Annotated in this window: 9 protein-coding genes; 7 read left to right on the top strand and 2 right to left on the bottom strand. The window is 69.9% G+C overall.

The window, feature by feature from the left end:
• The first annotated feature begins 435 nt into the window (after window positions 1-435).
• From mblB to GBN72_RS33815, 7 genes are all read left to right on the top strand, one after another.
• Window positions 436-1740, top strand: a complete 1305-nt coding sequence (gene mblB / locus GBN72_RS33845; RefSeq protein ID WP_151775817.1) for an anti-phage 6A-MBL system MBL-fold protein — start codon at window positions 436-438, stop codon at window positions 1738-1740.
• Window positions 1737-4286 carry an anti-phage 6A-MBL system cap2_3 protein gene (gene cap2-3 / locus GBN72_RS33840; protein WP_151775816.1) on the top strand — a complete coding sequence of 850 codons (2550 nt, stop codon included), beginning with the start codon at window positions 1737-1739 and terminating at the stop codon, window positions 4284-4286. The genes mblB and cap2-3 overlap by 4 nt, the downstream gene beginning before the upstream one ends.
• Entirely contained in the window at window positions 4283-5383 is a 1101-nt protein-coding gene (locus GBN72_RS33835) for a patatin-like phospholipase family protein (protein WP_151775815.1), read from the top strand. Before cap2-3 ends, GBN72_RS33835 begins: the two co-directional genes overlap by 4 nt.
• 161 nt (window positions 5384-5544) lie before the next feature.
• On the top strand, window positions 5545-6240 hold the full coding sequence (locus tag GBN72_RS33830; RefSeq protein WP_151775814.1) for a DUF6308 family protein: 696 nt from the start codon (window positions 5545-5547) through the stop codon (window positions 6238-6240).
• Between the two features lie 184 nt (window positions 6241-6424).
• A complete protein-coding gene (locus GBN72_RS35970; protein WP_281372138.1) occupies window positions 6425-7603 on the top strand; it encodes a tyrosine-type recombinase/integrase in 1179 nt (392 codons plus the stop codon).
• The gene (locus GBN72_RS33820) at window positions 7585-10194 is read left to right on the top strand and encodes a tyrosine-type recombinase/integrase (protein ID WP_246213071.1); all 2610 of its coding nucleotides are present in this window, start codon (window positions 7585-7587) and stop codon (window positions 10192-10194) included. Before GBN72_RS35970 ends, GBN72_RS33820 begins: the two co-directional genes overlap by 19 nt.
• Window positions 10191-10769, top strand: coding sequence for a DUF6262 family protein (locus tag GBN72_RS33815; protein WP_164541065.1), 579 nt, complete (start codon window positions 10191-10193; stop codon window positions 10767-10769). The genes GBN72_RS33820 and GBN72_RS33815 overlap by 4 nt, the downstream gene beginning before the upstream one ends.
• Window positions 10770-10816: 47 nt before the next feature.
• On the opposite strand, the gene GBN72_RS33810 is transcribed toward GBN72_RS33815, so the two are convergent.
• Together GBN72_RS33810 and GBN72_RS34475 are read right to left on the bottom strand one after the other, a co-directional pair.
• On the bottom strand, window positions 10817-13492 hold the full coding sequence (locus GBN72_RS33810; RefSeq protein WP_174887254.1) for a DEAD/DEAH box helicase: 2676 nt from the start codon (window positions 13490-13492) through the stop codon (window positions 10817-10819).
• 441 nt (window positions 13493-13933) lie between these two features.
• On the bottom strand, window positions 13934-14125 hold the full coding sequence (locus tag GBN72_RS34475) for a hypothetical protein (RefSeq protein ID WP_164541063.1): 192 nt from the start codon (window positions 14123-14125) through the stop codon (window positions 13934-13936).
• Between the last annotated feature and the right edge of the window lie 357 nt (window positions 14126-14482).

Below are 14482 nucleotides of genomic sequence, written 5' to 3'. Positions count from 1 at the left end.
AGCGGTTCCGTGGGCCTCGTCCGTTTTACCGACTGAAGTCGTGTTGGGAATGCCGCTGAGCTGGCGTTTCAGGTGTCGTGCATGTTCGCGATGTCGGGGTGGTTCGGGGAGGTCGTCATGGCGACGGCGGACACCCGGCACCAGGGGACCAGCACGAGACGGTGACCGTCGCCGTGGACGGCGAGCCGGTGGAAGTGTCGAAGCGTACGACGCCGATACCGACGCGACGGTGCACCCCCTGGTTCGGACTGCCGGGCGGCATGGGTACTCGTTCGCCGGCGCAAGGGGGCGCAGTGCGTGATGGGGAGGCGTTCGTGTCGGTCTCCGTCGGCCCGATGGCGGCGGCGTTGTCAGTGGCGCGTGGTAGACCTGTTCATCGGGTGAACTTGTCCTGTTTTACCGCTAGTTGATCAAGATCGAGTGAAGAGGTGTGACATGGTCGAGACGGAACTGCCAGGACAGGGGGTGGTGTTCTGGCCGGTGGGCACGGGGGACTCCACCACGATCGTGCTGGGCGACAACCTGGTCATGCAGGTGGACCTACGGGACATGAAGGCCGCCGACGAGGACGACGCGGTGGTCGCCGCCGTCATCGACCGCCTGGAGGAGACCCTCCCGCGACCCGACGGCGAGACGCCCTACCTGGCGGTCTTCGCCCTGACCCACGCCGACTCGGACCACTGCTGCGGCTTCGGTGACCTTCTGGAGAGCTCCATCCTGATCGGGGAGATCTGGGCGACGCCTCGGCTGTGGCGCGAACTGTCCGAGGACAAGCCGATGTGCGAGGACGCACAGCGCTTCCAGGACGAGGTCGAGCGACGCGTGAACGCCACCCTCAAGGCCGTCAAGGACGGCAAGGTGCCGGCCAGCGGTGACCGGGTGCGCATCATCGGCTACGACGAGGACCGCGAACTGCACTCCTACGCCGAACTGCCCGACGAGTACTTCACTTTCCCCGGCGACGTGATCACCAAGATCGACGGCCAAGACGTCGAGGACCGGTTCGAGGCGTTCGTCCACGCACCGTTCAAGGACCACTGCGCCGGCGACCGCAACGACACGTCCTTGGCCCTGCAGGTACAGCTGAAGGCCAGTGACGGCACAGTCGGCCGACTGCTGTTCCTGGGCGACCTCGCCTACCCCATCATCAAGATGATCTTCGAGAACAGCGAGGCCGCTGGCAACGCGGACCGGGTGGAGTGGGACGTGCTGCTCTCCCCGCACCACTGCTCGAAGAAGGCCATGTACGCCGAGGGCGAGGACGGCGAGGAGGAGCTCAAGCAGGACCTTCTTGACCTGCTCCAGGCGCATGCCAGCCCGGACGCCCGGGTGATCGCCAGCTCGTTGCCCTTCCGCGAGAAGGACGAGAAGGGCAACAACCCGCCGCACCTGCTGGCCCGGGACGCCTACGCGTCGATCACCGACTACGAGGTGCTGTGCACGGGGGAGTACCCCTCCAAGGAGGAACCCCGTCCGGTGGTATTCGCCCTGGAGCCTGGCCTGGGCCTCGAATTGGTGGACGTCGCCGACCTGGAGAGCAAGGCCCGGATGCTGGAGGCCGCGGGCGGGGGACGCCGGCTGCTGGCCGCACTGGGTGCCTCCCGCTACCCGGCCGCGGCCTTCGCTGCCGGTACCGGCTTGCCGCACCCGCGGGGTACGGACGCCGCGCGCGCCGGTGTGCAGCAGGCCAGGGGTGACAAGGCCGAGCCCGCGGTGCAGATCGGATTCGGTGCCGCGTGAAGGACAGCACCACCCTGGAACTCACCGAGGGCCAGCAGATCGCCCTCGACCAGCTGCACCGGATCGTCCAGGCATCTCGAGGATCGGTGGCGGCCACCCACGTTGCCGCCGCAGCCGACGGGTACGTCGAGGCCCGCGTCAGCGTCGGCTGCGCCAACCTGCCGCCCACCCAGAACGGCCTGCGGCTGCGCAGCGTCGAGGCGGTCACCCTGCGGATCCCCCCGGACTTTCCCTTCAGGGCTCCCAGCGTGCAAACCCGGCACACCCGCTTCGCCGGCGCCCCGCACGTCAACTGGGGCCGCCACCTCTGCCTGTACCGCTCGACGGCGACCGAGTGGGATCCGGCCGACGGCATGTACGGGTTCATCACCCGCCTCCTGGACTGGTTCGAGGCGGCCGCCGCGGGACAACTGGATCGGCCCGGCGAACCCCTGCACCCCCCGAACGCCCTGACCGACCACACCGCGGGACTCCTCGTGATTCGCCACGACGCGCCCGTCGCACGACCGGACGGGCCGTGGCTGGGCGCCGCCGTACTGCACCAGGTCAACGACATCAGATGCGACGTCGTGGGCTGGCTCGCCGTCGAGGACCCCTGGCCCGACAGCCTGGAACAGTTGCGGGAGAGCGCCGCGCTGCCGGCCGACGCCCGCGCCTTCCTCGCCCCCGTCGTCGTCACCACGAAGCACCTGACGTTCGAATACCCGCTCACCGCGCGCGAGCTGGTGGAGTTCCTGGCCCGCGACCACATCACGCCGCGCCTGCTGCTGGGGCTGACGGGATTCGTCGCTGGCCACAACCGCACCCTGCTGTGCCCCGACGCTGACGCCGACGCCACCGCGTCGACCGGGGACGACGAGGACACCCCAGCCGCGCCGGTGCACCTGCTGCTGGGCACCCCCTCGCGGGGTATCGCCGGCGACAGGCCCCGCCGGACGCACCTGGTGGCCTGGCACCTGCCCGACTTCGCCGATCAGGTCGGGCGCCTGGCCGCCGACACTGCCTTCAGCGGGCATGCGCACCTGGCCGAACTCGGCGATGAGGTCGTACGGTTCGGCACCGACTGGCTCGACCGCCAGAGGACCCGGTGGATGCGCGTCTACGAAGCCCGGCCCGAGGTCACGGTCCGACGCGATCACGCCAGCCCCGCGGCCTGGCTGCGCGGCAAACGCATCCTCGTCCTGGGCGCGGGGGCCCTGGGAGCACCCGTCGCCGACATGTGCACCCGCGCCGGAGCCGCGCACCTCACTGTCGCCGACCACGGACTCGTCCACCCCGGAATCCTGGCCCGCCAGCCCTATACGGACGCCGACATCGGCTTTTCCAAGGCGAGGGTCCTGGCCGACCGCCTCAACCGGATCGACCCCCACGCCACCCATGTCGAAGCCCTCGTCGGCAACGTCACCACCCGGCTGTCCGCCCTCGACCTACACACCTTCGACCTGATCTGGGACTGCACCGCCAACCGCATCGTCCGCGCCCACCTCGAACGTGCCCGCCGCACCGACACCGCCCCCTGGCCCCACCTGGCCACACTGATGATCGGCCACCACGCCACCCGCGGCATCGCCGCCATCTCACCCCGCGGTGCCACCGGCGGTGGCACGGACGTCCTGCGGCGCACCGCGCTGGCCGCGCACGCCGATGCCACGCGCGCCTTCGACGACCTGATCGACGACTTCTTCCCCACCACACCCCCGACCGAGCTCTTCCAGCCCGAACCCGGCTGCTCGGACACCACCTTCACCGGATCGGCCGCCGACGTCACCGCACTGGCCGGACAACTGGCGACCGGCGTCCTCCACGCCCTAGCCGAACCCGCCGACCGGCACACCATGGCCGTCCTCATCGTCCGCATGCCCACCGGCCCCACCAGCACCCAGCCGTCCGGGCCGCGCTGGCTGACCTGGCCCAACGACACCCTCGCCACGGACGAGGCCACCGGTTACGACGTGCGCATTACCCCGGCCGCACTGGCCGAGATGCGCGCGGAAGCCCGCCGCGGCGCCCGAGTGCGGGGCCCGCGCGTGGAAACCGGCGGCACCCTGCTCGGCGCCGTCGACGACGCCACCGGTGTGATCTTCATCGACGAGGCCACCGGCCCGCCCCCCGACTCCCTGCTGACCGAGGCCTACTTCCAGCACGGCCTGGACGGCGTCGGCGGCCACCTCACCGCCCGCCGGAAGGCTACCGGCAACATCAGCCGCTTCCTGGGCATGTGGCACACCCACCCGCACACCGCAGCACAGCCCAGTACCACCGACCGCGCCGCCATGACCAGCCTCACCCTCCCGCTGGACGACGCCCCCGCCCGCGCCCTCGTCCTCATCGCCGGAGGACCACCTCCCGTCTGGCACCAGTGGCTCGCCACCGGGGAGAGCCCCGACCTCTACGCCCACCTCGCCGCCCGCACCGCCTCGGTCACGGCTGAGCCGCCCCCGCAGCAACCACCCGCTCACCTCGGCCCCGTGCAGTGGTGGCCCGGCGGCTACTCCACCCGCCCCCACAGTCCCGTCCCCGTCCCACGCAAGGGCTCCCGCTCATGACCCGCACCATCGGCCTCGCCCTGTCCGGCGGCGGCTCCCGCGCCGCCGCCTTCCACCTCGGGTGCCTGCGCGCCCTGCACGACCGCGATCTCCTCGACTGCATCCGCGTCGTCTCCGGCATCTCCGGCGGGTCCCTCCTCGCCGCCCTGTGGGCCTACGGCCCGAAAGAGTTCACCGACTTCGACGCCAGCACCACCGACCTGCTGCGCTCCGGCCTGCAACTGGACATCGCACGCCAGGCATTCAAGCCCTCCGCGGCCGCCCGCAACCTCACCGCGGCCGCCCGCGCAGGCACCCGCCAACTGTTCACCCGCACCACCCAGGTCACCGTCGCCCGCCCCGCCAACCGCACGGACGCCCTGGCCGCCGTCCTCGCCCACAAGGCGTTCGGCACCACCACCTTGGCCGACGTCACCCACCCCGGTCTCGACGTCGTTCTGACCGCCACCGACCTGGCCACCACCAACGCGGTTCGCTTCGGGAGCACCCGCAGCGGCTGCTCCCGCTACGGCACCATCACCGAGCCCGTCCACGTCGCCACCGCCGTAGCCGCCTCCGCCGCCTACCCCGCGCTCCTGCCAGCCCTGGAACGCACCTTCACCTTCCAGCACCGCGACGGACACCACCAGCAGCACACCGTGCTGCTCACCGACGGCGGCGTCTACGACAACCTCGGCCTGTCCGTCCTCGAACCGGGACGCTCACCGCACCACACCCAGCACGTCTACGACGTGCCCTTCATCATCTCCTGCGACGCCGGGCTGGGGGAACTCGCCTTGAAGGCACCGCACTTCATGCTCGGGCGCCTCAGCCGCTCCTTCGCCACCGTCCACCGCAAGGCCCAGGACTCCGCCCGCGCCCGCCTGCACGAGTGGGCCGCGAGCGGACGCATCGACGGTTTCGCCCTTGCCTATCTCGGAATGAAGGACGACCGCCTGCCCGCGCCGCCAGCCGACCTCGTTCCGCGCAGCGCGGTCGCCTCCTACCCGACCAACTTCGCTGCCATGGCCCGCAGCGACTTCGAGGCCATCACTACCCGCGGCGAACAGCTCATGCGCACCGTCCTGCCGATGTACCTGCGCTCCGCGCACGGCTAAGGCAGCGAAGCTGCGCACCCTCCACTCTTCGCCGGCCGTGTCCCGCCGACGGCTTCATGTCTTGGGCACGAGCGCTTCTGAAGACAGCCCGAGTGGGCAGCAACCCGGGTGTGCCGCTCAGACCTGGTTTGCTGACGATCTCGATGAAGGATGGAGATCTCATGGCCGCTTCCACCGCAGTGTCCGGTGTTTCTGATGGGGTGTTGTCGCCGTTGGGGCGGCGGTTGGGTGTCCTGCTGAGTTCCGAGCGCGTCATCGGTGACCTGCGGCATTACTTCGGCATAGGCGTGCCGCCCGGCGGGATGCCGTTCACCGGGAGCCGGTTCGAGCATTTGGCGGGTGGGGGAGACCGGCCGGAGGTCGCCGACCGGATCACGGCGGAGGACCTGGTCGCGGTGCAGACCTTGTCGGTCACCGTTCCGGCGCCTGTTGCGCTGGACATCCTGGAGGGGCGCCTCGGCGCACGGCTGTCCGGCCTGCTGCAGGCCATTCCCAGAGACACCGACATGGCTGATGCCGAAGCGGCTGTCGTGGCCGAAGGCTCGCCGGCGGACCAGGCCTGGCACCTCCTCTGCGACCAGCACGGGGTCAACTGGGTGATCGCGGGAAAGATTCTGGCGCGTAAGCGTCCGCGGTTGCTCCCGGTCTACGACCGCGTCGTCCGCTGCGCCGTCGGCCGGCCGCCATCCTTCTGGCTCGCCCTCCACACCGCGCTGCGTGAGGACGGCGCCGCGTTGCACCACCAACTGCTGGAACTGAGGCAGGCCGCGGGGCTACCCGAGACGGTGAGTGCGCTGCGGGTGTGTGATGTGGCGGTATGGATGAACCATCGGGCCGTCGGCCATGCCTGTCCCTGAGGATGTCTGCCGTCAACGTGACCCGAGGGGGCGTTCTGGCGTGTGAGGGTGACGGACTTTACCAACCGTCACCTGGGTGTGTGGGACGTTCGCGTGGAGTGGTCCGGGGACGTGGGGAGGGGTGTGGACTCGAGGCCGGAGGGTTCCGCCAGCGGGGCGGTTCCGGGTCTGGAGGAGGCGCCACATGGCGGGTGGTCGGTTGGTGGTGGGGGAGTTACGGGTGCAGGAGATCGTCCGTGCCGGCGGGCGGGTCTGTTACACGGTCATGGACACGGACTGCTCGGTGGTGGCGGAGGCGGACGGCTTCCTGCGTACCTGCGCGGCGGGCACGGACCGCACGTACGCGTATGTGCTGGTAGATCATCTGCGCTGGCTCCGCTTTGCGGGTCTGACGGTGGAGTCGGTGTCGCTTGAGGATCTGCGGCACTACATGGCGGCTTTGGGGGCGGATTATCCGGGGCCGTTCGGTCTGCCGTGGCGGGAGGGGAAACGCCCGTACGGGCACAGTGCGTTGAAGACCGCGGCGGCCTGCCTGAAGGGCTTCTACCTCCACCTGGGCATCCGGGGCGTGAACCCGTCGCTGGCGGAGGCACTGCGCGCAACACGGTTGCCGACGCGGGTGGATCGGCGGCGGGCGATGCTCGGGCACGTCCTGCACAGCATGCCCGCGAACCCTCTGGCCCCGGCGGAGCGGGTGCGCCGGCATCCGAAGATGCTGCCCGAGGGCGCCCGGGATCTGCTGCTGGGGGCGGCCTCGTGCGCGCGGGACCGGATGGTAGTCACGTGGCTGGCCGACGGCGGTTTCCGGATCGGTGAGCTGTGCGGGCTGCGCCTGGCCGACCTGCACCTGCGGGAGCAGGCCGCGTGCGGGCAGTGCCGGGGGCCGCACGTGCACATCTGCCACCGCGAGGACAACGCCAACCGGGCCCGGGTCAAGACCAAGACACCCTGGAGCTGGCAGGACAACACCGTGTGCGGAGGGACGGTGCGCCGGGCGAGCCCGGCGATGATCCACACCTACTTCGAGTACATAACCACCCAGTACCCCGCCCAGTCCGTTCACGGCATGTTCCTGGTCGGCCTGCACGGCCCCTCCCGCGGGCAACCGTGGACCACGGCTGCGGCCCGCGGCATGCTGCGCCGGGCCGCAGCCCGTGTGGAGATCGGCCGGGTGGTGCCGCACGCCTTCCGGCACAGCTTCGCCACCGCGGTGCTGGACGCCGCACGGGGCAACGCGGTGATCGCGCGGGAGGCCGGCGGCTGGGCCTCGGCCGCGACCGTCGAGCAGGTCTACGGCCACGTGGACGTCCACGACCCGGTCTTCACCGCGGCGCTGGAGCAGGTGTGGGGGACACAGCCGTGATCCCGCTGACGCTGCTGCCAGGCCGCACCGACACCACCCGCGTCGGCCGCGACCGGCTCGAACTGCTCACGGCCCTCATCACGGCTCCCGCATTCGACCCGCTCTTCCGCGACACGCTGATCTTCATCCCGCCTCACCACCCGGTCTACGCCTGGCAGTGCGCCGTTGACGGCTGCCTGCGCATCCGCCGGGTCAGCCACAACCTGTGCAACACGCACAACTTGGAGTGGGAGCAGGCCGAGCGGGCGGGGCAGACCAAGCGTGCCTTCATGGACGCGGCCGCCGCTCTGCCCGCCGCGCGGGGAGTGGACTACGGCCGGTGCCTGATCTGTCCCGACCGTCCGGCGATCAGTCCCGCCACCCGGCTGTGCCAGCAGCACCAGACCAGGTGGCAGTACGGCGAGGCAGCCGGCATGGACCGCGCCCGGTTCGAGGACTGGTCCCGTACCCAGCGCCCGCTTCCCGGCTACGGCCTGTGCCAGGCGCGGTGCCCGTTTTTGGCCTGCACTTCGCTGGGGCTGTGTCTGCAGCATCTGAACCGATACAAGATCGACAACCGCCCCGGAGACGCCCGGTCGCACAACTTACGCGGCCCCCTCAAGGACGGCCGGCCGCTCCCGGTGACCTACGGAGACGAGGAGGCATTCCGCGCCTGGTGCGCCACTGCGGAGCCGGTCACGCAGCCAGGGCTGGTCAACCTCCACTGCCTGCCCCCGCTGGTGCGGGCCGAGATCCAGTGGGGCCTGCACGCCCATGCCCAGTCCGCGCAGCACTCCGAGTGGACCACCAATGGCATCAGGAATCTCGTCAGGTACTGCTGGCGGGGCAGCATCACGTCCCTGATGGATCTGCACGACGGAGGCTACAAAGACCTGACGCGCAAGCAGATGGACTCCGAGGTCCGCAAGATCATCTGGGAAATCGTCAGCGGTCTGCGCTGCGTCTACTACAGCCCCTCGGACACCAAGGACGCCGGTTTCCTGGAGACCGATCACTTCGGACGGCGCTTCAAGAACGCCCAGAGCCACTTCGATATCACCGCCGTGCCGCAGCGGTGGCTGCGCGACCTGCTCTGGGACCATCTCGCCGAGTGGCTACGATCCCCGCAGTGCCCCCGCACCAGAGGCCCCTTCGACCAGATGCGCCGCGCCGCCGTCGAACTGGGCGTCTTCCTCCAGGCTGACGCACCCGAGGCCGGGCACGACCCCAGTGTGCTGCGCCGTGAGCACGCCGAGCGGTTCGTCGCCGACCAGCGCCACCGCGCCCGCCACGGCCTGCCCTCCCTGGGCATGGTCCTGGTCGACGGACGATCCCCCAACGTCACCGATCTGAGCTGCCAATTCGTCTTCAACGGGGCCCGCAAGCTGCTCTACAGCGCCATCACCGCCGGCCACGCCGAACGCCTCGGCATCGACACCGGCTTCCTGACCGCCATCCCCTTCGGCGGCACCGGACTCAAGCAGCGTTCCCGCAACCCCTTCAGCGACGACGTCGCCCGCGCGCTGATGGACGAGACCAACCTGCGCCGCCTGGAGGAACTCGACCTCAACGACCGGGGCCTGCGGGACATCTGGGAGACCATCGTCGCCACCGGGCGCCGCTGCAGCGAGGTCGTCGGTCTGCGCCTGGACTGCATCGGCCGCTACCGCGGCCTGGCCATGCTGTGGCACGACCAGACCAAGGTCGGCAACTACAACGAGGGCATCCGCATCCCCGAGCCCATCTACCAGCGCCTCGATGCCCGCCGCACCAAGACACTCCAGCTCTTCGAGAAGCGTTACGGCCGCACCCCGGCAGCCACCGAACGCGCCGGCCTGGCCCTGTTTCCCTCCCGCATCCGCAACCCCAACGGCCGCCAGCCGATCTCCTACGGACACTTCAACGAGCGCTTCAGGACCTGGATCTCCGACCTCGACCTCGGTGGCGCGTACGTCGCTCACCAGGCCCGCCACACACTGGCCACCAACCTGCTGCGCGCCGGCGCCACGCTCACTCACATCCGCCGCTACCTGGGCCAGCTGTCCGAGCGCATGGCCGAGCACTACGTGAAGATCACCAACAGTGACCTCGAAGACGTCCTGAACACCGTCTGGGTGGCAGGCCCCGGCGCACCCCGCCCAGGTGAACTCCTCTCCGGCGACACCACCCCCATGGACCGCGAGACAGCCCTCGCCCTGGCCCTGGATCTCTCCCGCCGCAGCACCCCCGCCGACGGGGGCTTCTGCACCTACCAACCCGTCGTCGACGGCGGATCCTGCCCCTGGAAACTCGACTGCGAGAACTGCGACAACTTCGTCCTCTCCGGCGCAGACCTCCTCTACTGGCGACGCAAAGCCGAACAGTGGCGCTCGATCGCAGAGAACGCCCCGGACGACGCCACCGCCGACTACCTCCACACCGTCTTCGAACCCACCGCCCAGGCCATCAAGGGACTCGAGCAGGCCCTGGCCGCCCTCGGCATCCTGGACGAAGCCCTCACCCTGGACTTTCGGCGCCCCCAGGACTACTTCCACCGCACCTGGAGCACTGCCTTCCGCGCCCGAGACCTCGTAGCGCTGCAGGCCCCCGACGACGCCACAGGACAGCCATGAGCACGTCCCGCACCGACGCAGCCGCCCAAGCCCGCCGCCAAGCCACCCAAGAGATGCTCGAACGCCTCCAGACCGCGCTGGCGGCCGCAGCACGCGACCATACGCCTGTCACCGTCGCCGCCCTCGCCCGTACCGCCCGCGTCTCACGCACCTTCCTCTATCAAAATCAACAGGCCAGAGACCTGATCGAGCAGGCCACCTGCGCAAGCAGACCCCATCCCGCAGTCTCCAACAGCGGCAGCCGCGCCCAGCCCGCCTGGAAGGAACGTGCACTCAACGCCGAAGACGCACTCACCCAGGCCCAGCGCGAAATCCGCACCCAGCGCACCCACATCGCAGAACTCCTCGGCAAGATCCGCGACCTCGAACACGACCTACCCGAGGGCTCCCTCCAGCGCATCGTCACCGAGAACACCACGCTGAAGCAGCACGTACGACAGCTCACCCAGGACAACCAGCAGATTCAAGAGCGCCTGACCAGCGCCCGCCAGAACAACCGCTTCATGGACAAACGCATCGCCGACCTCGAAGCCCAACTCGCTCCGTACCTCACAAACCCAACCCCGCGCCCCTGACCCAGCCTCGGATCACTGCCAAACGGGACGGATCCTGTCGACGACCGTCAGATCCAGTCGATGCCTAGCTTCCGTAGCGCTTCGAGCTGCTCCGCGGTGAGTTTGTCCCGCCTTGCGCGGGTGTTGGATACCCACACGCCTAGCTTGATGATCACCGGGTCTGTGTCGCCGTCGACTGAGATCTCCTCAGCGTGGCCGCGCGGCACGGGCCGGTCGGCGCCTTCCCGCTCGACCCACTGCGCGAGGGCCGCCAGGCCCCGCTGGAACGACTGCTTCGCCTTGCTCGGCCCCTTCGTTGAACGCGGGGCCGCCGGGGCTGGAGCGGGCCGTTCGACGGGCGTCACACCCAGCGCGGTCAGCCGTTCCTGCTGATCGGTAGACAGTTGTGTCCAGGTACTCGCTTCTCTTTGCCGCGTGAGCCATCGTCCGATGTCGTCGCCGTCAAAGGTGACGCCCGGTGCGATGTGGGGCAGGTGGCCGTCGGCGTCGACGAGGTCGGAGAGGACGCGGTGGTGGCGTTGCCAGTCGAGTGGCCAGGGGCAGTTCCAGTCCGGGTCGATCGCGGTCAGTTGCTGTGCGCGTTGCGCCGCTCGCTCGGGGTCCTTGCCGAGGCCGCCCTTGCGGCGGAGGTTGGCGAGGAGCTGTCCGATGGCCAGCTGCTCGCCGTCCCTCCCGCCTTCGCCCCAGACGGCGTCTTGTCGGGGTGCAAGGTGTCCGGTGGCTCGCCGGTAGGAGCGGAGGGCGGCGAGTTTGTTCTCCCAGGCTTCGTCGCCGGGTTCCCACACCATTCCGGCGTCGTCGAGGAGTTCTTTGCGGTGGGGGTCGAGTTCACCTGCGCGGTGCGCGCGGCGCTGCTGGTGCACCCACCGGCCCAGGGGATAGCCCTTCGTCGCGCCGACCGCGGTCTCGGTGTCATAGGGCACGGCGTACAGGCCGGTGATGCCGTTCTCGGCGCGCCACCGGACCAAGGCGTGGTAGCCCTCGAGCCAGACGAGGGACTGGGGACGGATGACGCGGCAGCGGGTCAGGGCCGCGATGTCGGCGGCGTCGCGGGGGGAGGCGAAGTTGACCACGACCGATGTGACCCGGTCGACCTCCTGCTGCGCCTCGCTGGCCTCCTCGGGCATGTCCCCGTTCTCCGCGCCGACCGCATCGGCCGCGGGGGCGGGCCGGACGTGGATGCGCCGCCGTTCGCTGCCGCGGGTCAGGGCGCGGGAGGCGAGCTGGTCGACCATGCGTTCCGAGTGCGAGCGCAGGGCTTGGAGGATGTCGACCAGGGGCTGGTAGCTGGCCGAGACGAGCATGTCCTTCGGGTCCTCCCCGGGCTGGAGGAAGACGGGGATGATGATCCGCGCGGTCTTGGCCCGGCCGTCCGGGTTGGGGCGCAGCGCACGTCCGATGTTCTGGACGATGTCGACCTGGGAGCTGCGCGACCCGACGATGCACACGGCCTCGACCCCGCGCAGTCCGGTGATGTCGACCCCGACCCCGAGGGCGCGTACGGAGGACAGGAACGCCCGGTGCACCCGCCGGGTTCGGGCGTCGATGCCGTTGGCGAACCGCTGGATCACCGCACGCCGGTGCGCGATGGGATGGTCCCCGCACAGCCAGTCCGCCCACACCCGCTCCGGAGGCACGTGACGGCTCTCCTCCAGCTCGTACAGCTCTGCGTCGATCGACGACGCGGGCAGCTCCTCCGCACCGGCCAGCGCCGCCGCGGAGGCCTCAGCGGTGTACAGCTCGGCGGCCGTCGCCGGCATCTGCTCGGCGAACGCGCGGGCTTCTTCGACCCGCTGGTGGAACACCATGGTGGTGTGCAGATTCTGCTGCGCCGCGTGCTCCAGCAGCGCCGCCTGGAGCAGGGCCATGCGCCGGCCGCGCAGCGCGTCCTCCGACAGCCCCAGGACCGGGTCGGGGTCGCTGATCTCGAGCACGTCGATCTCGAAACCGGCGAGGATCGAGCGTTCCACCGCCTCCGCCAGCCCGAGATCAAAAATCCGGGTGCCGTAGGTGCTGGAGTCGTCCTCCATCGACGCGATGACCACCTCCCGCCCGCCCCGCCCGTGCTGCGGCCGGGGCGCGGCGAGGATCCGCGGGGTGGCGGTCAGGTAGAGCCGGAAGTCGACAGGGATCCGGCTGTTGTCGTGGATCGCCGCCCACGGCCGCCCCATGTCTCCGGCCGTCATGTGCCCCTCGTCCAGAATGGCCAGGTCGAACGGAGCCATCCGCTGCCCGTACAGCCGCTCCCCGCCCGCCAGAGCCGATTCCAACGGCCCAGGGACAGTCCGGCGACCAGTGACGTCGGCGGGGTCCTCGCGATCCACGAGGGAGGCGTACGTGGCGAACACGACCACCGGACCGCTTCCGGCCCACAGGGCGAGCTGGATCGGGTTGGTGGTGGTGCGCACGCCGAGCTGCTCCAGGACCTCGTCCTTGTCCACCGCGCAGACCGCGACCATCGGCGCCCGGTGCCCGACCCGCCGCCAGGACTGGGCACTCTGCACGATCAGATCCAGCGTGGGCACCATGACGAGGATCCGCCCCTCCGGGAAGTACTCCAGAGCGCACGCAGCGGTGGTGATTGTCTTACCGGACCCGGTCGCGGACACCCCCATGGCACGCGCCCCTTCCGGAGGCACAAAGGATCTTGCAGGAAATCCAACCCAGTTACGAAAGCGTATTTTCTGGTCGACCTGGTGTTCTTTGAGCGGAATATAAATCATTTCCAAGCCTTCCCCGATTCCTATTTCTGTGGTCCTTCGATGGCCGTGTGCGCAATGCAGGCGGCTCCCGAGCCGTTCTAGATCGACGCACCCGTCCTGTGTCAGCCGGGTTTTCCGTCCTGAAGGGCGGCTGGTCGTCCGGGCCGTCATGTCCACACCGAGCGCGCAGGATGTAGACCTCGTCGCTGTTCACCGTTCCGCGCCGTACACAGGCCGCCGGCCTCGCCCAGCACCTCCAGCACCCGACGCCGCGCCATGGTGTGCGGACGGGCGCGCGGCAGCACGGACTCCCGAATGAACCCCTCCAGCCGCACCAGGTCCGCCTCTTCACGCTGCCTCACGTCCGCGAAACGTACGGCCAGCTCAACCACCCCGCCCGACCGGCCGCCGCGCCGTGGCCAGTCCTGGACCGCGATGCCCCAGGGGCCTCACTCACCGCCATCACCCCTTCGTCGCAGCCGCCCGCGAACACAGCACACCCCGAGAAGCCGGCACCATGCCGTCCAGCTCCACCACCTCGCACTGCGCCCCGGCCACAAGGTCGCCCGCCTCGCTCGCGGGCACGCCCTGCGCCTCCAGGAGCGCGAACAGTCTCAACCGGGCCTTCACACCCGCCGTCTGATACTGCGCCACCCAGAGCATTGAAGCGCTGCTCAGCGCGGGATCTGGTCCGGTAGATTCATGGTGACCGGTCACCGGGCCATACTCTCGGAACTTGGGAGATTCCCGAGTGACTGGCAGGGTGTCCCCGGTTTCTGCCAATGATACATGCTGCATCTACCTGAGGCAGCCACCACACTAGAACCCGGCACGAACGTGCGACCCCCGCTCCTCGTAGCCAGCCAGGCCCGCGCCAGCGGGCCCCGGGCCCTGGAGGCGCAGCCGGAAGGGCCCTTGAGGCGGGGGAGCGCAGCGAACCCGCAGGCCCAGGGCAGGGCGCAGCGAAGCCCTGGGCCTGCGGGGCAAAGCCCCGCAGCTCCGGAAGCGCAG

Source organism: Streptomyces abyssomicinicus (genome assembly GCF_008974245.1).
GTDB classification, from domain to species: domain Bacteria; phylum Actinomycetota; class Actinomycetes; order Streptomycetales; family Streptomycetaceae; genus Streptomyces; species Streptomyces abyssomicinicus.
This window is presented reverse-complemented; position numbering and strand designations above follow the sequence as displayed.